This window comes from Paenibacillus sp. alder61, from assembly GCF_020179875.1.
Taxonomy (GTDB): Bacteria; Bacillota; Bacilli; order Paenibacillales; family Paenibacillaceae; genus Fontibacillus; species Fontibacillus faecis.
The window spans coordinates 51,972-71,493 of sequence record NZ_JAIUDG010000007.1; the positions used below are offsets into that span (position 1 = coordinate 51,972).

At 52.8% G+C, this 19,522-nt stretch carries 12 protein-coding genes; 8 read left to right on the plus strand and 4 right to left on the minus strand.

Going from position 1 to position 19,522, the window contains the following annotated elements; all coding sequences use genetic code 11:
• Positions 1–12 precede the first annotated feature (12 nt).
• Both LBW89_RS08890 and LBW89_RS08895 read left to right on the plus strand, forming a co-directional pair.
• Complete coding sequence (locus LBW89_RS08890) at positions 13–1,638, plus strand: extracellular solute-binding protein (protein WP_225039002.1); 1,626 nt, start codon at positions 13–15, stop codon at positions 1,636–1,638.
• A gap of 46 nt (positions 1,639–1,684) precedes the next feature.
• On the plus strand, positions 1,685–3,421 hold the full coding sequence (locus LBW89_RS08895) for a family 10 glycosylhydrolase (protein ID WP_225039003.1): 1,737 nt from the start codon (positions 1,685–1,687) through the stop codon (positions 3,419–3,421).
• A 97-nt stretch (positions 3,422–3,518) separates the two neighbouring features.
• On the opposite strand, the gene LBW89_RS08900 is transcribed toward LBW89_RS08895, so the two are convergent.
• On the minus strand, positions 3,519–4,283 hold the full coding sequence (locus tag LBW89_RS08900; protein WP_225039004.1) for a carbohydrate-binding protein: 765 nt from the start codon (positions 4,281–4,283) through the stop codon (positions 3,519–3,521).
• Positions 4,284–4,548: 265 nt separating this feature from the next.
• Here LBW89_RS08900 and LBW89_RS08905 point away from each other — a divergent pair, with 265 nt between their 5' ends.
• On the plus strand, positions 4,549–5,289 hold the full coding sequence (locus LBW89_RS08905; RefSeq protein WP_225039005.1) for an SDR family NAD(P)-dependent oxidoreductase: 741 nt from the start codon (positions 4,549–4,551) through the stop codon (positions 5,287–5,289).
• A 307-nt stretch (positions 5,290–5,596) separates the two neighbouring features.
• On the opposite strand, the gene LBW89_RS08910 is transcribed toward LBW89_RS08905, so the two are convergent.
• Entirely contained in the window at positions 5,597–6,343 is a 747-nt protein-coding gene (locus LBW89_RS08910; RefSeq protein ID WP_225039006.1) for an SDR family NAD(P)-dependent oxidoreductase, read from the minus strand.
• A gap of 181 nt (positions 6,344–6,524) precedes the next feature.
• On the opposite strand from LBW89_RS08910, the gene LBW89_RS08915 reads away from it, so the two are divergent.
• On the plus strand, positions 6,525–6,875 hold the full coding sequence (locus LBW89_RS08915) for a winged helix-turn-helix transcriptional regulator (RefSeq protein ID WP_148453723.1): 351 nt from the start codon (positions 6,525–6,527) through the stop codon (positions 6,873–6,875).
• Positions 6,820–7,281, plus strand: coding sequence for a hypothetical protein (locus tag LBW89_RS08920; RefSeq protein ID WP_225039007.1), 462 nt, complete (start codon positions 6,820–6,822; stop codon positions 7,279–7,281). Before LBW89_RS08915 ends, LBW89_RS08920 begins: the two co-directional genes overlap by 56 nt.
• A gap of 152 nt (positions 7,282–7,433) precedes the next feature.
• Here the strand turns inward: LBW89_RS08920 and LBW89_RS08925 are convergent, their stop codons facing one another.
• Both LBW89_RS08925 and LBW89_RS08930 read right to left on the minus strand, forming a co-directional pair.
• Positions 7,434–7,952, minus strand: a complete 519-nt coding sequence (locus LBW89_RS08925) for a hypothetical protein (RefSeq protein WP_225039008.1) — start codon at positions 7,950–7,952, stop codon at positions 7,434–7,436.
• 364 nt (positions 7,953–8,316) lie between these two features.
• Positions 8,317–8,649 carry a nucleotide pyrophosphohydrolase gene (locus LBW89_RS08930; protein WP_148453734.1) on the minus strand — a complete coding sequence of 111 codons (333 nt, stop codon included), beginning with the start codon at positions 8,647–8,649 and terminating at the stop codon, positions 8,317–8,319.
• A 471-nt stretch (positions 8,650–9,120) separates the two neighbouring features.
• Between LBW89_RS08930 and LBW89_RS08935 the strand changes: the two genes are divergently transcribed.
• The 3 genes from LBW89_RS08935 (at position 9,121) to LBW89_RS08945 (ending at position 19,458) form a co-directional block, all read left to right on the plus strand.
• On the plus strand, positions 9,121–12,708 hold the full coding sequence (locus LBW89_RS08935; protein WP_225039009.1) for a discoidin domain-containing protein: 3,588 nt from the start codon (positions 9,121–9,123) through the stop codon (positions 12,706–12,708).
• A 159-nt stretch (positions 12,709–12,867) separates the two neighbouring features.
• Positions 12,868–15,426, plus strand: a complete 2,559-nt coding sequence (locus LBW89_RS08940; protein ID WP_225039010.1) for an S-layer homology domain-containing protein — start codon at positions 12,868–12,870, stop codon at positions 15,424–15,426.
• 1,725 nt (positions 15,427–17,151) lie between these two features.
• Positions 17,152–19,458 (plus strand): bifunctional 2',3'-cyclic-nucleotide 2'-phosphodiesterase/3'-nucleotidase, encoded by a 2,307-nt coding sequence (locus LBW89_RS08945; RefSeq protein WP_412066996.1) that lies wholly within the window; start codon positions 17,152–17,154, stop codon positions 19,456–19,458.
• Positions 19,459–19,522: the final 64 nt, after the last annotated feature.

Consider the following 19,522-nt stretch of genomic DNA (forward strand, 5'->3'; position numbering starts at 1 on the left):
GAAGGGGAACAAATGCGCAAACGCATGAGATGGATATCGCTTCTGATGGTCTCTTTATTTGTTGTGCTGACAGCTTGCGGCGGGGGCGGGGAAAAAGACGGGGGAACACCGGATACCCAGGCCGTCGATGACGGCAGCGGAATCAAGCCGGTAACCTTCAGCTTCTATGGGCATTACGACTGGCTTACGACAGCGCCTTGGGCCGAGAACGAAGCGACGAAGTGGATCCAGGAAAACCGCAAGGTGACCGTTGAGCCGATACAATCCGGAGGGGCCGCCGCGGAAAAGTTTAACACGATGATCGTCAGCAACGATCTGCCGGATGTTATTTTTACCGATCGGGGGGCAACGGTGGAACGACTTGCGAAAGCGGGAAAGCTCGTGGCGCTGGATGATTACTATGAGAAGTATCCGAATTTCAAGAAGTATGTCAAAGAATCCACCCTGAATCTGCTTCGTTCCGAGGACGGAAAAATATATCAAATTCCAAACTGGTATACCTCGGGGCAATTCGGCAACGGCGGCTGGATGGTCAATAAAGATATATATAACGCGCTTGGCAGACCGGCGTTGGAAACCTTCGATGACTTATATCAATATTTATTGCAGGTCCGGGACAAATACCCGGATGTCGTGCCTCTCGAAGTCGGGGAGAAAGGGGCCGGACTTGAAATGATGTATGGCGGCTTCCGGGAGAATGCCACCAGCAAGTTCATTTCCCTCAAGGGATATCCGGAAGGCGACAAGCTGGTCTCCATCTATGATGATCCCGCTTTTAGCGAGATGATGCTATATATCAACAAACTGTTCCGCGAACGCCTGATTACGCAGGATGCGCTGCAGCAAACCCAGGACGCCGTCAAAGAAAAGGTGAACACCGGCCGGGTCGCGGTCATGATTGAATCCAACATCACCACCTATGGTGCGGAGGGGCACCGCGCGCTGACGGCGAGTAATCCAGATAGCGGTTATGAAATCATATGGCCGATTCATAAAGCCGGATTGGATAAAAACAAGGTATTTGTAAGCGGTTTCGAAACGTTGGGTTGGAACGTAAGTGTGATTACGACCAGCGCCAAAGACCCGGAAGCCATCTTCGCTTACTATGACTGGATCACCGGCCCGGAGGGGCAAAAGGTTCTGTTCTTCGGACCGAAAGGCTTATACTGGGATGAAGAAGATGCGGACGGAGCGCCGATTCCGAACGAGAAGTACAAGTCGACGCCGGCCAACGAGCGTACGGAAACCATGAGAAAATTCGAGGACTTTAACTGGGCGGGAAATACGACATTTATCGATACGGCCAAAATGAGTCTGGAGGCTTCGCTTTCCGCGAATCAAAAATCCTGGGAGACGATAGCGCAGTCCACCGTAACCTGGAAAACCGCAATGGATATTACGGAATTTGTGAATACCGACCCGGTGCCGGACACGGAAATCGGCATCATTGCCCAAAATATTCATGATATCCATACCGTTGCTTTTGCCCAGATGGTCCATGCGAAATCGGATGCCGAAATGCTGTCGGCCCTGGAGACGGCCAAAAAGAACACCGCCAAAGCCGGGCTGGATAAGCTGCTCCAATTCAAGACCGAAAGATGGCAGGAGAACGTCAACAAAATTAAGGCGACTAAGTAAATTCTTGTTGGATGGAAAAAACACTATTTTATAGGGAGGCAAGAATATGAGGGTTGCGCTAAGGGCGAGGTTCATGGCGGTGCTAAGTTTGGTATTGTCTTTTTCGGTAACAGGTACTTCGGGTTCGGTGTTGGCGGCGGCGGAGAGCCATCCGCCCTTTGAAACGGAAGTCATTGTAAGAACGGTGAACCAGTTTAAGAACAAGGCGGATGTGCTGAACTTCGTCGCGATGTCCAAACGCTACGGCGTCGATGTCATCAGTATGAACGTCAAGCAGGATGAAGATGACGAGGTGCCTTCCGGACGGGTATTCTATCGAAGCGACATCGCGCCCATAGCGCAGGGATACGAGAATTTCGACGCACTCCGGGAGGTCTTGACGGCGGCTCATGACGCCGGAATCCAGGTTCATGCCTGGATTCCGCAATTCCACGACCAGGAGGCCTTCCGGAAGCATGCGGAATGGCAGATGCAATCATTGGTGAACGGAGTCCAAACCCCATTTAAGGGCGCTAACGGCAACGAATACTTCGTGAACCCGCTTCATCATGAAGTACAGCAGTATGAGCGGTCCATTATCCGGGAAGTGATTGAGAATTATCCCGTTGACGGCGTAGTATTGGACTGGATCCGTTTCGACAATTACAACATGGACGTCAGCGATTACACGGTGGCGAAATATCAGGCGCAATTCGGCTATTCCCCGCTTGACATCGACTTCGAGACGGATTCGCCTCAGCGAGAGCAGTGGAACGCATGGCGAACCGAACAAATCGGACAGTATGTAGGCGATATCCGTCAGGATATTTCCCAATCCTCGAATCCGGATTTGCGGCTCGGCGTGTATATTTTGCCGCCGGAATTTAGGGAGGTCGGGCAAGACGTATCCAAGTTCAAGCAACATATCGATTTTGTCGCCCCTATGGCGTATTTTGACGACTGGGGTTTCAACAGCGATTGGGTCTACAGCACGGAATACGGCATACTCAAGGACACGAGTGACCGGATCAGCGGACATCCCGTGGACATTGTGGCCACGCTGGATAATGACTGGACCGATGATGAATATCAGGAGGTCTATAAAGGCATCCGCGATAATTATCCGGGCGTGAAGCGCCTCTCCTTTTTTGCCTACGGGACTTGGCCCGAAGCCGAGCTGGCGAAAATCAACGAACGTACAACGTGGCCGACGCCCGACTGGACGCCTCCGGTCGAGCAGGATTATCCGGCTCAACTGCCGGCAGGTTGGAAGGCAAGAAATATCGGCTCGATGCCGGGGAATGCGGCATACCACTCCTCCAAAAAGCAATTTACAATGAGCAGCCGCTCCACGGATATTTGGGGGAGAGCCGATCAACTGAACTTTGTGTATCAACCCGTTAAGGGCGACGCCGAGATGACCCTTCAGGTCCGGTCGATGGACCTTATGAGCGGTTGGGCCAAGGCCGGCATTATGATCCGGGAGTCGCTGGATGCCGATTCGAAGCACGCGGACATGATGCTTACCTCCGAGAACGGCGCAGCCTTCCAGTATCGCGTAGACACCAAGGGAAATACAGCCGACCGGACTGCGGATGCCTCCGCCCCAAGCTGGCTGAAGTTGAGCCGAAAAGGCAACACCTTTACCGGTTCGATTTCAACCGACGGGAAGAAGTGGCAAACGGTCGGAACCGTTAATATCTCTATGAGCCGCCAGGTTTATATCGGCATGGCGCTAAGCAACCCTGGAGATGATCCGGGAAGCAAAGCCGTGTTCGGAAATGTGAAGATCACTGCCCGATAGAATTAGGATAGATGCGTTAAAAAGCCGCCCTCCGGTGGGTCATATAGACCCCTGGAGGGTGGCTTTAGTCAATCGGGGCAAATATGAAGCTCTTCGCTTACCGGCTTACGGTGTAATTTTGGCCGTAGTTGTTATCCCAGTAAGTTTGTCCATTGACGGTGTAGGAAATCGCGTACTTGATTTGCGATACACTGGGAGCAATATGATCGACCGTAAAATGCCAAGCCTCGACACTGTCGTCGGAGTTTGCCGGCATTGAAAAGGAGGCGTCGGCTTCTTTCGTGGTTGCCCAGTTATCGGTGGTATATTTGATTTTGACCTGTTTGCTGAAGCCTAAATTTTTGACATAAACGCCACCCAGAAAGGTGTCCTGGCTTATTTCATCGTAGGAGCGAAGGACGTTCGGTTTCCCGAGAATGGTGGAGCTTTCCGTGTAGCGGCTGACGGAGTAATTTTGTCCGTTGTTATTGTCCCAATACGTTTGCCCGTTGACCTCATACTTGATGGCGAACTGGATCGTTTCGGCATTGGCGAGCTCGGGATGCGTATTGTTCATGCTGTTCGTGGATATGGCAAAATTCCACTTTTCATGCCCTGCCTCGGCTGGCCCTTCATAGGAGGCGTCCGTATCGTACCATGTTCCGTCTCCGGGAGTATAGTGAATCGTTACGTTTTTTTGAGGACTCAGATTGCTGACGTCCACTTTGCCGCTGAATCCTACATAGCCAAACTTGTAAATATAGAGATTGGCCGAAATCAGTTGAACCGGCTGGTCACTTGCAAAAGTAGTCTGCGCAAACGTTAGCGCAAACATCGCAAATAAACACAACCCCGACACCAACTTCTTCACCTTACCGTACATTTTCTACCATCTCCTATTTTTTGGATATGTTACATTAATAAAATAGCACAGAAAATTCCAAAAATAAATACGTTTTTCAGAAATTTTCTGATTTTTCAGAAAGAGTAAAATTTTAAATATACTTTACCGCGCAAACGTTTGTTTTTATTTAATTCTGTACGCTCTGCATGAGTATAAACAGATAAACAGGTTTTTGGTAGAGCAAGAACGAACTAAGTGGTAGGCGGGATAGAATCATTTTTTTCTAGGAAAAGGAGTGCTCGAAATGCTGAAACATAAAAAGGTCATCGTAACGGGGGCGGCCTCGGGAATCGGAAAGGAAATCGTCAAGCAATGCTTGCAGGAAGGGGCAGTGGTCCTCGCTTGCGACATTAACGAGTCATCCCTGCAGCATTTAAAAGAGGCGGTCGATGAGCATGCACGAAATCGTCTGTATACCCATCAGCTGGATGTAAGCAAGTATGAAGAAGTCGCTAGATTCTTCGCCTATGTGGAAGAGGAGCACAGCGACGTAGATAGCCTGGTCAACAATGCGGGGATCTACTTGGCGAAAAGTATACTGGACTATCAGGAACATGAAATTGACAAAGTCCTCGATATCAATGTGAAGGGGTACATTTATTTTTCCCAACGGTTCGGCAAAAAAATGATCCAAAGCCAGCGCAAAGGCGCCATCGTTAATATGTCTTCCGTATCCGGTATGGAAGGCAGTTCGGATGCGATCTACGGATTATCCAAAGCCGCCATTCTCGGCTTAACGAAAAGCTGCGCCATGAACTTCGCCCCCTACCTTCGAGTGAACGCGGTCGCTCCTACAATGGTTAGCACCCCCATGATGGAGACGATCCCCGATTGGAGAAAAAAAGAGTACCTAAGCCACCAGCTTATCGACACGCCCGTATTGCCGGAGGATGTGGCCGATACTGTCGTTTTCTTGTTGTCCGATAAATCCAAGCACTATACGGGGGCGACCTTCGACATCAACAATGGAGGATATTTAAGATAGGGGTAAAAAACAGGGCACGAAGTAGTAAGCTGCTTGAAACAGCTTTGCAATGATGTTGGTCCATCGCATCATCCTCCTCATATTCTTGTTTTTCTTCAACATAGTTGATTGGATGACAAGAACTTGAGCCGATAATTAAAAAAGCCCGCGGTTTACGCGGACTGCATTCGGACAATGTTCATGACAACCGACAGTTTTTGTCGGATGTCATGAACTTGATCCCTTAAATGACAAAACATTGTCTCATTCCCCGACAACCTATAATAGCAAGGATCCCGTTTTATTTCATAGTGGTATATCTTCCGAACTAAATTTGTGCAGCTCCGCCATCCACGAACAATTCGGTCCCTGTGATATAACTACTTTCGTTGGAAGCTAGGAACATAACTGCTTTTGCAATTTCTTCAGATGTCCCCACTCTACCTAACGGCGTTGTAGACTTGGCATACTCCATAGCATTATCGAGCTCAGTTCCGAATAATTCATCATAAGCCGGTGTAATAATCGTTCCAGGGCTAACCACATTAACACGAATTTGAGTTCCCTTTAAATCAAGAACCCAGTTGCGAATTAGTTGTCTGATTGCCGCTTTTGTAGCGCTGTAGATACTGAATGCCGGCATTCCCATTGAACCTGCCATAGACCCAGTCAGGATAATCGAACCTACATTGTTCGGAAACAAGGGTAATGCCTTTTGAACTGTGAATATCGTTCCTTTTACATTAACATCGAAGGTTTTGTAATAATGCTCCTCCGTAATTTCATCCAACGGAAGAAATGACCCCACTCCAGCATTAGCAAAAAGAATGTCCAAATGACCTTTCTCTTGCTTCACTGCTTTATACAGCCGGTCCAAATCCGCCAGATTGGAAACGTCGCCTTGAATACCAGTTACATTATCTCCAATCAGCTTCACAGCCGCATCAAGCTCACTTTGTCTGCGCCCCGTGATATAAACATGCGCCCCTTCTTTAGCAAACTGTTGTGCCGTTACAAGCCCAATACCGCTAGTGCCTCCTGTTACAACTGCCACTTTCCCATTAAACTTTCCCATGTTATGACTCTCCTTTTAAAGGTGCTTTAAGTATGTCTGTCCGTCGTTTTGTCATCAAACAACTGTTCAGTACATCTCATAACTGATATTATGTAATAAAAGTAACCATAATATAAGTACCCACTTTTTTGTTACATAGTAACTAAAAAGTAATAATTGTAATTGAAGGGAGATATACAACATGAAAGTTTATTATTGTAACCTTGAAGTTACCCTGGAGGTAATTGGGGGGAAATGGAAAGGGCTAGTTTTATACTATTTGATGAAAGGTCCGAAACGAACGAGCGAGTTAAAGCAACTTGTGCATGGTATCACTCAAAAAATGCTTATCCAAACCCTCAGAGAATTGGAAGCTGATGGACTTGTCAGCAGGAAAATGTTCAATCAGGTCCCTCCGAAGGTCGAATATTCGACCACAGAGCTTGGGCAATCGCTTGAGCCGATTCTAAGAGCGCTTTGTCAATGGGGTGACGGTTATGCGGATAAAACATTCGCTGAAGGAGAGTTTCAAATTCTTAATAATGAATTTTGATTATCCAACTAAGTCAGGAATGGATGAAATAAGTCAACAAAACCGCTTTTGGATTGGTATCCGCATCCCACGTGAAGTGTGGAGAGTTGGGAGGATTCGCCCAGCTCATTTTTACGGGGAGACTATCTCCATAGACGGCTATTTACTTTATGGGCTTTGTCATGAGAATAATTTTTTCAAAACCAGTGAAGCCATGCGGCAATTAGTAAACCAAACAAACGAGGAGATACACTTTAACTTGTTTTTGGAGCAAATTAATTTTTCTACTTACGGAGCCATCCATGGCTTTCTGACATCTGGCAAAAGGAAAAAAGAAAACCACCCTCCTTCTCTAAAAAGGCTGATGGTTTGGGTATTCGACAGAAAAACTCAAGATTGCCGCGCCTTCGGGTACTATGAGGTTTAGAAGTTCTTTATCACTCTACTCAACTCCGGGTTCCGGCAGTACAAGTAACATCCCGGGAGATGGAAGGGCAGTTTAAAAGCATTGTCCTGGGATGGTCACGTCTGCTACTTCACCGCTACTGTTAAGCGAATGATTCAAATGGGTTTGTAATGCTATTTGCTGGCTACCGCTTGTGTAAACATCTCAAAATGTTGATCTTCCGTATACTTATTGGTTATACGACCCTCGTAGCTGTAGGAAAGTCCATTATGGCGTGTATATATCAGTAAATTATCTTGAACTTGTGTATAAGATAGCTCAAGGTTATTTATGTTTTTACTTTGCAAGTCATTTGCGTGTTCAACTTCAACTTTGCTTATGGATAATGTTAATACTTTCTCCCCATCATAAGGACCATAAAGTACTGAAACACTAGAATCAGTTTCTACATTCTCAATAAGTTTTCCTTTCTCATCCGTGTACGTAATAATAATTGTATTTCTAAGCCCTTCTTTCGTTTCTTTATCAAAGTTGAGCAATACTTCCTTTACTTCCAATCCCTTAATCACAGGTACTTCTACAGAATCCATATATTTTTTTATAGTGTCATTAGTTTTTGAAAGACTGCCTTCAGAAGAGCAGCCTATAATCGTAAACAGTAACAAAACAACAACCATAATTTTTACTTTCATGGATCCTCCTTCTCTAAAAAGGCTGATGGTTTGGGTATTCGACAGGAAAACGCAAGATTGCCGCGCCTTCGGGTACTACGAGGTTTAGAAGTTCTTTATCACTCTATTCAACTGTCCTTCCGAATATCCACCGTTTCCCGAAACTTCAAAGCATTGCTACAATAGTCATGCTGGATAAGTTGAACTAAAGAATTAGCAATAGGCAAGAGTGTGAAATGATTCTGGAGAAGCGTAGCGCTCGCCTTTGTGACCGGATTTCTACCTTAATAAATTTAAATAAAGAAATCTGGGAGCAACAGCGATCGGAAGAACATTTCACACGCTGCCTTACATGCAAATCAATAGTTCAACTTATATAGCACTCCTACAACTCGGTGTATTTAGTCATTTTTCCGAAGGCCTTGTCCACTGGATACTTGGCGCCATTCCGCCGCATTTTGTTCCGAATGATCTCCTCGATATTGAGGTCCAGCGCGTCCGCCAAATAAACCGCGTAAATCAGCACGTCGGCCAGTTCGTCGGCAATTTCCTGCTTCTTCTGAGTCACACCCTCTTCGGATGATTTCCACTGAAAATTCTCCAGCAGCTCGGAGGCCTCCAAACTTAGCGAGATCGCCAAATCCTTCGGATTATGAAATTGCCCCCAGTTCCGCTCTTCCCGAAAAGCGAGCAGCATCTTGATCAGTTCCTCATTCATGTTCGTGCTCCTATCATTCCGTAATAGAGTTTGAGCCGTGCTCGTCCCACGCTAAAAAGAGACGGTCCTCCCCCTTGATTCGGGGCCCGCCTCTTGTCGTTTCTTGATGTGGCCATGCTTTGGCCCCTGGTTAAATATGCCTACTCCCAACTTATTACGGAACGCGGGATTCGTCAAATCGACCAATGCCACCGACCACAGATTCTTTTAAAAGGATCCCCCCACTCCTCAAATCTCCATAGACTCGCACATAAAAACCATAGAATTACCCCTTTATTTGGCATTAATTCCTGTTTATGATCTCCTTGCGATCCATATCAACCGTATGAAAGGAGGAATGCGGACAAACATGACACCGCTTACATTTTTTTGCCGACAACACCTTAATCGTCAGGAGTAACGGGCTCCACGGACCTGCCGCCAGATGTACGGAACTCGAGGAAACCTTAATATGAAGGGAGATTGAAACTCGTGAAAAGCCAAAGACGCGTCGCCGCATGGATTTGCCTGCTGTCCCTGATCGCAGGAACGTTCTTCGCCCCCCTCGGATTTCCCTATCCTGCCCATGCCGCGGGAGGGCCGAATCTGGCCGCGGGGAAAACGGCGACGGCCTCCGGCCATGCCGATGTTTATGTTGTTTCCAACGTGACGGACGGTAACCCCGAGACGTATTGGGAGAGCACCAATCATGCCTTCCCGCAGTGGGTTCAGGTCGACCTCGGCAGCGCGGCTCAGATCGACCAAGTCGTACTGAAGCTGCCGTCCGGCTGGGAGAGCCGGTCGCAGACCTTGTCCGTGCAAGGGAGCGCGGACGGCTCGAGCTTCTCGGATCTCAAAGCTCCGGCCAGCTATACGTTCGACCCGAACGCCGGGAATAAGATATCGATCGGCTTTGCCGCGGCCAGCGCTCGTTACGTGCGAGTCCACGTGACGGCCAATACCGGCTGGCCGGCCGCGCAAGTTTCCGAGTTGGAAGTCTACGGGAACGGCAGCAGCGCCGATAACGAGCCGCCGACCGCTCCGGCAAACCTGGCCTATACGCAGCCCACCCCGGATACGATCCGCCTCACCTGGGACGCGGCGACCGATAATGTCGGCGTCGCCGGATACGACATTTACGCGAACAACCAGCTTCGCGGGAGCGTAGACGGATCGATGCTTCAGTATACCGACCCGCAACCCGCTGACGAAACGGTGACGTATTACGTTGTCGCCAAGGACGCCGCGGGTAACGCCTCCCCGCCAAGCCAGACCGTCACCCGGACCGGCTCGGGCGGCGACAACGGGACCAACCTGGCCCTCGGCAAGCCGATGACGGCCTCCTCTTCGACGTTCACCTATGTGGCGGCCAATGCCAACGATAACGATACGAGCACTTATTGGGAAGGAAACGGCCATCCGAGCACCCTCACCGTGGATCTCGGAGCCAATGCCGACATCACGGCGGTCGTCCTTAAGCTGAATCCGGCCAGCGAATGGGCCACGCGGACGCAGACGATCCAGGTGCTCGGGCACGACCAAAATTCCGCGACATTTGCGAATCTGGTCTCCCCTGCTTCCTATACATTCAACCCGGCTTTGCAAAATACGGTGACGATTCCCGTGAACGCTACGGTGAGCCGCGTACAGCTCCGGTTTACGGCCAACTCCGGGGCGCCCGGCGGCCAAGTGGCCGAGTTCCAGGTCATCGGTACAACGGCCCCCAATCCCGACTTAACGGTCACGAATATTTCCTGGTCGCCGGCTTCCCCGGACGAATCCCACGCCGTTACGCTTAAAGCCACCGTCCGGAATAGCGGCTCCGTGGCCTCTACCGCGACGAGCGTGAATTTCTACCTGGGAGACGCTCGCATCGGGACCGCTTCCGTAGGCGCGCTAGCCGCCAATACCGCGGCGGAGGTCTCCGCGACCCTAGATCCGAAAGAGGCCGGCTCCTATGCCGTAACCGCCAAAGTGGATGAAGACAATAAAGTCATTGAGAGCAACGAGGCAAACAACAGCTACACTCATCCTTCCCCCTTGGTCATCGGCCAGGTTCAAAGCTCCGACTTGATCGGAACGGCCTCGTGGACGCCAAGCAATCCCAGCGCGGGCGATACCGTAACCTTCACCGTGAACCTCAAAAACCAGGGAACGATCGCTTCCGCCGGCGGGGACCACGACATAACGGTTGTGCTGAAAAACGCGGCGGGCTCCACCATTAAATCGTTTACCGGATCCCACAACGGCGTTTTGGCGGCGGGAGCGTCGGCCAACGTCACCGTCGGGACGTGGACGGCCGCCAACGGCAGCTACACGGTAACGACGACGGTCGCAGCCGATGCGAACGAAGTGGTCGCCAAGCGGGCCAACAACGTCAGCACGTCCAGCTTGTATTCCGGGCGGGGCGCCAACATGCCGTTCACCATCCTCGAAGCCGAAGCCCCGGGGAACGGCACCAACGGGACGAGGCTGGCTCCGAACTTTACGCCGGGCGATTTTGCCGGTGAGGCTTCCGGACGCTCCGCCGTCTATCTGGACGCCGCCGGAGAATACGTGGAGTTCACGCTGACCTCGCCGGCCAACGCGTTCGTTCTCCGCAACGCCGTGGCCGAAAATACCACCGGTACGGTCAGCATTTACGCGAACGGCGTAGATAAAGGCAACTTTACCGTGACCTCCAAGTTTTCCTACGTATACGCGACACCTTCGACGCTCGGGCGGCTCGGCTATGACAATTCGGGCTCCAAGGCCTACTGGCTCTACGAGGATTCGCAGCTGCTGCTGGATCAAGTCTATCCGGCGGGGACCAAAATCCGCATTCAAAAAGACGCCGGAGACGTTCCCTGGATCTATGTGGATATGATCGAGACCGAAAACGTCGCACCGCCCGCCGCGAATCCGGACCCGGGCAAATATGTCCAGGTTTCGGCCACCAAATCCATCGAGCAAGCGCTGAACGAGTTCCGGCAAGATCCGGCCAAGAAGGGGATTTTCATCCCGGCCGGCGAATGGACCCTCCCGTCCAAAATATACCTGTACGGCCGGGCAACCGAGATCATCGGCGCGGGGCCTTGGCATACCCGACTCGTCGCCCCGAAAGACCAGACGAACACCGATGTCGGATTTAATATCGGCTCCGGCGCGAACGGTTCAACCATCAAGGATCTGTCCGCCTGGGGCAACTATATCTACCGGCAAGACGGACCCGGCAAGTTCATTGACGGAAACGGCATGCAGAACGTCACCATCGAGAACGTCTGGGCCGAACATTTTGTCTGCCTCTATTGGGGAGTGAACTCTTCGCACAATACGTTCAAAAACAACCGGATCAAAAATATGTTTGCGGACGGCATCAACATGACCAACGGCTCCTCCTACAACATCATCGACAACAACTATGCCCGGGGAACCGGCGACGATTCGTTCGCGTTGTTCAGCGCCATTGATTCGGGCGGCTCCTATAACGTCGGCAACAAGTATACCAACCTCACCGCCACCAATGTCAGACGGGCGGCCGCCTTCGCGGTCTACGGCGGACAAAACAACCTGTTCCAGAATCTGTATGGCGCGGATACTCTGACTTATCCGGGCGTCACCATCAGCAGCTTGAGCTTCGGCTACAATACGCTCGGTTTCGGCGACCAGGATACCGTCATCGATGGCGTCACACTGGATCGCACGGGCGGCGATTTCTGGACCAGTGTCGGCGGCGACGACAAAATCAACGACTACCAGAATTTCGGGGCCATCTGGTTCCACGGCGGCGACAGGGACTTCAAGAACGTTCTGGTGAAGAACGTCGACATCAATAACCCGGTGTACTTCGGACTGATGTTCCAGTCCAAGTCTCCGGAGAACCTTCCAATGCAAAATGTCCGCCTGGAGAACATCACGATTAACAACCCGACCCGCTACGGCATTAAACTCGTCGTTAAAGCGGAGGACGGCCAAGGCCCGGTTGTCGGCGAAGCGAGCTTTACCAACGTGAAAGTGAACAATCCGGGCATCAGGGCCATCTACGGCGAAGACCGTTCTCCGAATTTCAACGTTATTCGGGTATCGGGGAATAACTGGTAACCCCTTAAATTTCAGCGGCTTAAGGAAGGAATGAGCGGTGCAAGAGGGTATCCTCGCGGGTCGCCATTCCTTCTTTTCTATACTCTATATTTATTTCTACCTAAGAATTATAATTGAGCATATTACCAAATTATTCTATGGGTAGAGAGGGGAACTTTCGTGAGGAAGCTGGTTGCTTCATTGGCGGTTACGCTTGTTGTCGCGCTGCTTTTTCAGCAGCAGGTGTTTGCCATGGCCATTTACGTTAAGACTTTGACCGGCAAGACCATAACCCTGGATGTGGAGCCTTCGGACTCCATAGAAATGGTGAAGCAGCAAATATCCGATAAAGAGGGCATTCCCGTCGACCAGCAGCGGCTGATTTTTGCTGGGAAGCAGTTGGAGGATGGCCGTACCCTGTCGGACTATAACATTCAAAAGGACTCCACACTGCATCTGGTACTGCGAATCCGCAACGATGCGTCCTTGAAAAGCCTCGCCATCCATCCGGGAATCCTGGACCCTGTGTTTGTTCCGGCGGTGGAAGCGTACCGGGCCAACGTCCCGTACGATATCCCGTCCATTTCGGTCTCCGCCGACGCGGCGGATGACACGGCCTCGATCCAAATCAACGGCGGGGAGGACAATCCGGCGGACGTGCCGCTTCAGGTCGGGGATAATTCCGTGACGATCACGGTAACCGCGGCGGACAATACCGCGAAAACCTACACCGTGACGGTAACCAGAGCAACCCCCGTGCCGATTGACAGTTTAGCCGTGGCGGGCACGTCGGCGACCACGGTCGCGTTAAGCTGGGCGGCGGTACCGGGAGCTTCCGGCATGGCGGTCGAGCAGTCCCTTGCAGGGCGCAACGATTGGGCGGCGGCAACGACGGCACCGGATCCTATAGCGGCGGATGCGACATCCGCGACGGTGACGGACCTCAGCCCGGATACGGCGTATGACTTCCGGCTGGTCGTCACGGGCGGCGCCAACGAGGGCCGGTCCAATATCGTCAGCGTTAAGACCGCCGTGCCGGACGTCGACGCGGAGACACCGGCGGTCGTTTCGCAGCCGCTGGACCAGACGCTGCGCCTGGGCGCTTCCGCCCGGCCTTTAAGCGTCACCGCCGTCGTATATGACGGCGGAACCCTTAGCTACCAGTGGTACCGGAGCGACAAGAACGAGACGGCCGGCGGAACCGCGATTGAGGGAGCGGCCGGTTCGTCGTATACGCCGCCGGATAAGACGGTCGGCACCACATACTATTATGCGATGATTACGAACACGAACCCGGGCGTGACCGGCGTTCAAACCGCATCAGCCACAAGCTCGGCGGCCAAGGTGACGATTCTCCCGGCCACACCGCCGGGCGGTCATGACGGCAGCGGATCGTCAGGAAGCGGTTCAGTCGTTTTATCCCCGCAGACTCCGATAAAACCGGAAGATCCGGCGAAACCGAAGGCCGAATTCACGTTTAAAATCAACGGCCAAAGCGCCGATATCGGGTCCGTCTCGCTCACGGAGGTCAATGGGCGTAAGATCGCCAAGGCCGTGTTGGATTCCGGCAAACTGCGTGAACGACTGGCGGTTGGGGAACAAGCCTCCGCTTCCGTGGCCGTAACGATCACTGTCAATGAAGATGCGGATGCGGTGATCGGCGAAATCAACGGTCAGTTGGCCGATTTTTTGCAGGAGAAGCAAGCCGTTTTGACGGTGGAGTCCCCCCAAGCGGCATTCACGCTGCCGGTGCGGGAAATCAATCTCGACGGTCTATTGCGGCAAATGACATCGTCCGGACAGAACCCGACCATGCAGGACCTGGAGATTCAAGTTGAAGTCGCCAAGTCCCCCGCCGATACGACACGATCGTCGGAACAGGCGGCAGCGCGTCATGATTCGGAACTGGTTTCGCCTCCCCTGGATTTTGCGGTCCGGGGCGTCCATAAACAAACCGTTGTCGACATCCGGGAATTCGGTACTTACCTGACCTGGGACATCCCGCTCCCGGGCGGTGAGACGCCTAAGACGACAACCGGCGTGATGCTTGGCTCCGACGGAACGGCCCGCCCCATCGCGACACGCTTTATGGAGGCGGGGGGCCAAACTTACGCCAGACTGTCGGGCATGGCCACCGACACCTACGCATTGACCCGCCGGCAGCCGGCCGGATTCAGCGATACGACGCATCATTGGGCCAAGGGAGCCATCGAAAACCTGAGTTCGCGGCTGATCCTTACAGGTGGCGAGTCCGGGCTGTTCCGGCCCAACGACCAGATCAGCCGCGCCGAGTTTGCGGTCATGCTCACGCGGGCGTTGGGGCTTCCGCTCAAGGAAGGTACCTCCCTGTTTTCGGATATAAACACGAGCGATGGGTACTACAGCGAGGTCAATACGGCGGCGGCCTTCGGCCTGATCGGCGGCTTCGAAGACGGCTCGTTCCGCCCGGCCGACAAGATCACGCGCGAGCAAGCTATGACCATGATCGCACAGGCGATGAAGCTCACCGGCCTGGCGGACCGACTTCCCGGTCAATCCGGCGAGCATTCTGCGGCGCTGAGCGCGTTCCCCGATGCCGCGAACGTGTCCTCTTGGGCGCTTAGCGGCATCCGGGACAGCTTGGCGGCGGGGCTGATCACAGGCCGTGCTGATGGCAGATTGGCGCCGCAGAGCTCTGTGACCCGAGCCGAGGTCGCCATCATTGTCGAGCGCCTGCTGCAAAAATCAGGACTGATTTAATTCATCATGGGGCTAACCGTTTATCGGTAGCCCTTTATCACTTCTTGCGGGGAGAATTACCTGGAAAAGTTCGTTTATTTGTCGTGGTCGGGTAAGCGTGGCCGAACCTGGGCTGAATTAGCAGTGGCACAGGCTATCGATAGGCTCTGTTGGGCTATGGTTGGCCATGGCTGGGCCTAGGCAATAGATTTAACGGGAAAACCTCCCGTTAAATAACGCGCAAATGGCCGGGGGCGAGGATTACCTGGAAAAAGTCCCGCTAATTTGCCGCAATCGGGCCGGATCGGCCAAAAATGGCTTAATTAGCGGGAGAAAATCCAGCTAATTGGGCGAGACCCTACCCATGGGGCAAAATTAACGGGAGAAATTCCCGTTAATTTGGAAGGACGATGCGAAAGTACGACGGGACTGGGCAACATGGACAACGCACTCAGAAGATCGAGGCACTCGGGTGAAGGATTAGTTAGTTGAGTAATAAGATTTGCCTGCGGGGTTTAGTTACGGTAGAAGATAAAGGCAAGTTTGAGCTTGGACAGTGTTTGTCTCGGCGAGGGCCTGGGCCTAACCTTGGGGTCGAACACGGCCATGATTGGGCCATAGTTGGCCATAGTTGGCCATAGTTGGCATGGTTGGCCATAGTTGGCATGGTTGGCCCCACTTGGGCCATGGTCGGCCATGGTTGCCATGATTGGCCAGAGGTGGACCCTGCTGAGCCCAGGCAACGGATTTAACGGGAAAACCTCCCGTTAAATGACGCGCAAATGGCCGGGGGCGAGGATTACCTGGAAAAAGTCCCGCTAATTTGCCGCAATCGGGCCGGATCGGCCAAAAATAGCTTAATTAGCGGGAGAAATTCCAGCTAATTGGGCGAGACCCTACCCATGGGGCAAAATTAACGGGAGGAAATCCCGTTAATTTGGAAGGACGATGCGAGAGGACGACGGGACTGGACAATATTGGCAGCGCACTCAGAAGATCGAGGCACTCGGGTGAAGGATTAGTTAGTTGAGTAATATGATCTGCCTGCGGTGTTTAGTTACGGTAGAAGATAAAGGCAAGTTTGAGCTTGGACAGTGTTTGTCTCGGCGAGGGCCTGGGCCTAACCTTGGGGTCGGACACGGCCATGATTGGGTCATGATTGGGTCATGATTGGGTCATGATTGGGTCATAGTTGGCCATAGTTGGTCATAGTTGGCATGGTTGGCCCCACTTGGGCCATGGTTGCCATGGTTGCCATCGTTGCCATGGTTGACCATCGCTGAGCCCAAGCGACGGATTTAACGGGAAAACCTCCCGTTAAATGACGCGCAAATGGCCAGCAGCGAAAATTACCTGGAAAAAGTCCCGCTAATTTGCCGCAATCGGGCCGGATCGGCCAAAATAGGCTGAATTAGCGGGAGAAATTCCCGTTAAATGGGCGAGACCCCACCCATAGAGCAAAATTAACGGAAGGAAATCCCGTTAATTTGGAAGGACGATGCGAGAGGACGACGGGACCGGACAATATTGGCAACACACTCAGAAAATCGAGGCACTCAAGGGCCTCCCGTTAGTGCCCGGGGTTTTCTCGTTATCCCAACGTTCCGTCTCCCCTCTTCTCCCGCAAAACTGATCCAAAATGCGCATGACAACTTGTACGGCTCCCCTTAAACTATGAAGTACAAATTGCACACATTTTCCAGTCTCCCTAGCTTACTCACCCCCACTTCTAAAGGAGGAATGAACTTGTACAATCCCCGCAAACCCAAGCGCATCCTGATCCTGGGCATTCTTGCGGCAAGCCTGACCGCCCTGCCCTTTTCGGCGGCGGCCGCCGAAGGAACCGCCAATCCCACTGTGGAGCTCCGAATCATGGAGACCACCGATCTGCACGTGAACATGGTCAATTATGATTATTTTGCGGATAAGCCTACGGACGAATACGGTTTGGCGAAGACGGCAACGTTGATCAAGCAGGCCCGCACCGAGGCCAAAAACAGTTTGCTCATCGACAACGGCGACCTGATCCAGGGCAACCCGCTGGGTGATTACGTCGCCACGGTAGAAACGTTGAAAGAAGGCGAAACGCATCCCGTCTTCAAGGCGATGAACCTGTTGGATTACGATGCCGGCAACTTGGGGAATCACGAGTTCAACTATGGTCTCGATTTTCTGGAGCAATCGCTTGAAGGCTCGGATTTCCCTTACGTGAACGCCAATGTCTACATAGACGACAAAGACGGGGACCCGGCCAACGACAAAAATGCCTTCACCCCGTACCTGATTCTGGACAAGGAAGTCACCGACAACAGCGGGGCCAAGCATAAACTCAAGGTCGGAATCATCGGCTTCGTGCCGCCGCAAATTATGGTGTGGGACAAAGCGAAGCTCGAGGGCAAGGTCGTTGCCAAAGATATTGTGGAGACGGCGGAGAAATTCGTTCCTCAGATGAAAAAAGAAGGCGCCGACCTTATCATCGCGGTTCCGCATTCGGGCTTTGAAGACATCCCGCAAACCCCGCTAATGGAGAACTCGGTCCTCTACCTCAGCAAGGTCAAGGATATCGACGCCATTTTATTCGGGCATGCGCACAAGGTTTTCCCGGATGCTTCCTTTGAGGGTAAGCCCGGCGTTGACCTAGCCAAGGGCACCATTAACGGCGTGCCCGCCGTGGAGCCCGGATATTGGGGAAATAACCTGGGGATTATCGACATAACCCTGGAGCAAAAAGACGGCAAGTGGACGGTGAAAAACTCCGCCGCTGCCGTGAAACCGATCTTCGACAGCGCGAAAAAGCTCCCTTTGGTCGAGGCGGACCAAAGCATCTGGAACGCGGTGAAGAAAGAGCATGAGGCCACGCTGGAATATGTTCGGGGACCGGTCGGCAAAACGACCGCGCCGATCAACAGCTGGTTTGCCCTGATCCAGGACGATCCGTCCATTCAAATTGTGACGAACGCGCAAAAATGGTACGTGGAGCAGCATCTGCAAGGCACCGAATACGAAGGACTTCCCGTTCTTTCCGCGGGGGCCCCGTTTAAAGCGGGCGGACGCCAAGGCCCGAACTATTACACAGATATTCCGGCCGGTAGCATCGCCATCAAGAACGTCGCCGACCTCTACCTGTACTCCAACACGGTTAACGCCGTGCTGGTCACGGGAGCCGAACTGAAGGAATGGCTGGAATGGTCGGCAGGACAGTTTAATCGGATCGATCCCGCCGGCACACAAGAACAGGCTTTGGTCAACTACGACTTCCCGACCTATAACTTCGATGTCATTGATGGCGTCACTTATCAGATTGATGTGACGCAGCCCGCCAAATACGACGCCAAGGGCGGACTGCTGAACGAGAAGGCCAGCCGGATCGTGAATCTGTCCTACGAGGGCAAACCGATTGATCCGGCGCAAAAATTCGTCGTGGCGAGCAACAACTACCGCGCCTCGTCCAGCAAGTTCGCCAATCCGGACGGCAAACGGATCATTCTCGCTTCGCCGGATGAAAACCGGCAGGTCGTCATCGACTATATCCGCTCGAACGGCACGATCAACCCGAGCGCCGACGGCAACTGGTCGCTGGCGCCCTTCGGCAGCGCGAACGTGACGTTCGCCACTTCGCCGGCGGCCAAAGACGCCATGGCCGGTAACGCGGCGCTCGCCGCCAAGCAGAACGAGTTGACGTACCTCGAAACGACCGAGGACGGCTACGCCAAGTTCAAGCTGAGCGTGACGGCCGACGGCAGCAAGCCGGTGGCCCAGCCGGCGTCGCCGGCCGCTCCGCAGCCGAACCCGGCAGAGACGCCGGTGACGACGCCGGAACAACCCGCGCCGGAAGCCGCGAAGGCGGAACCGGCCGCTCCGGCGAACAACCCGGCTCCGACCCAGCCCCCGGGGGCGGCCAAGGAAACGGTCTACGTCGTTAAAAAAGGCGACAACCTGTACCGGATCGCCCTTGACCACAACACGACGTGGCGGGAGCTGGCCAAGTACAACAAGTTGGCCAACCCGAAGCTCATCCGTGTCGGGCAGCATATCCTCATTCCGGCCAAATAACAAAGGCCGGAACTAACGAACCCTGGCGCAGCCAAGCAGCTGCGCCAGGGTTCTTTTCGCTTGG

Bases quoted from the DNA above. Each gene is read 5' to 3' on its own strand.
- LBW89_RS08890 (WP_225039002.1), top strand. From the start codon at position 13: ATGCGCAAACGCATGAGATGGATATCGCTTCTGATGGTCTCTTTATTT.
- LBW89_RS08895 (WP_225039003.1), top strand. From the start codon at position 1,685: ATGAGGGTTGCGCTAAGGGCGAGGTTCATGGCGGTGCTAAGTTTGGTA.
- LBW89_RS08900 (WP_225039004.1), bottom strand. From the start codon at position 4,283: ATGTACGGTAAGGTGAAGAAGTTGGTGTCGGGGTTGTGTTTATTTGCG.
- LBW89_RS08905 (WP_225039005.1), top strand. From the start codon at position 4,549: ATGCTGAAACATAAAAAGGTCATCGTAACGGGGGCGGCCTCGGGAATC.
- LBW89_RS08910 (WP_225039006.1), bottom strand. From the start codon at position 6,343: ATGGGAAAGTTTAATGGGAAAGTGGCAGTTGTAACAGGAGGCACTAGC.
- LBW89_RS08915 (WP_148453723.1), top strand. From the start codon at position 6,525: ATGAAAGTTTATTATTGTAACCTTGAAGTTACCCTGGAGGTAATTGGG.
- LBW89_RS08920 (WP_225039007.1), top strand. From the start codon at position 6,820: ATGCGGATAAAACATTCGCTGAAGGAGAGTTTCAAATTCTTAATAATG.
- LBW89_RS08925 (WP_225039008.1), bottom strand. From the start codon at position 7,952: ATGAAAGTAAAAATTATGGTTGTTGTTTTGTTACTGTTTACGATTATA.
- LBW89_RS08930 (WP_148453734.1), bottom strand. From the start codon at position 8,649: ATGAATGAGGAACTGATCAAGATGCTGCTCGCTTTTCGGGAAGAGCGG.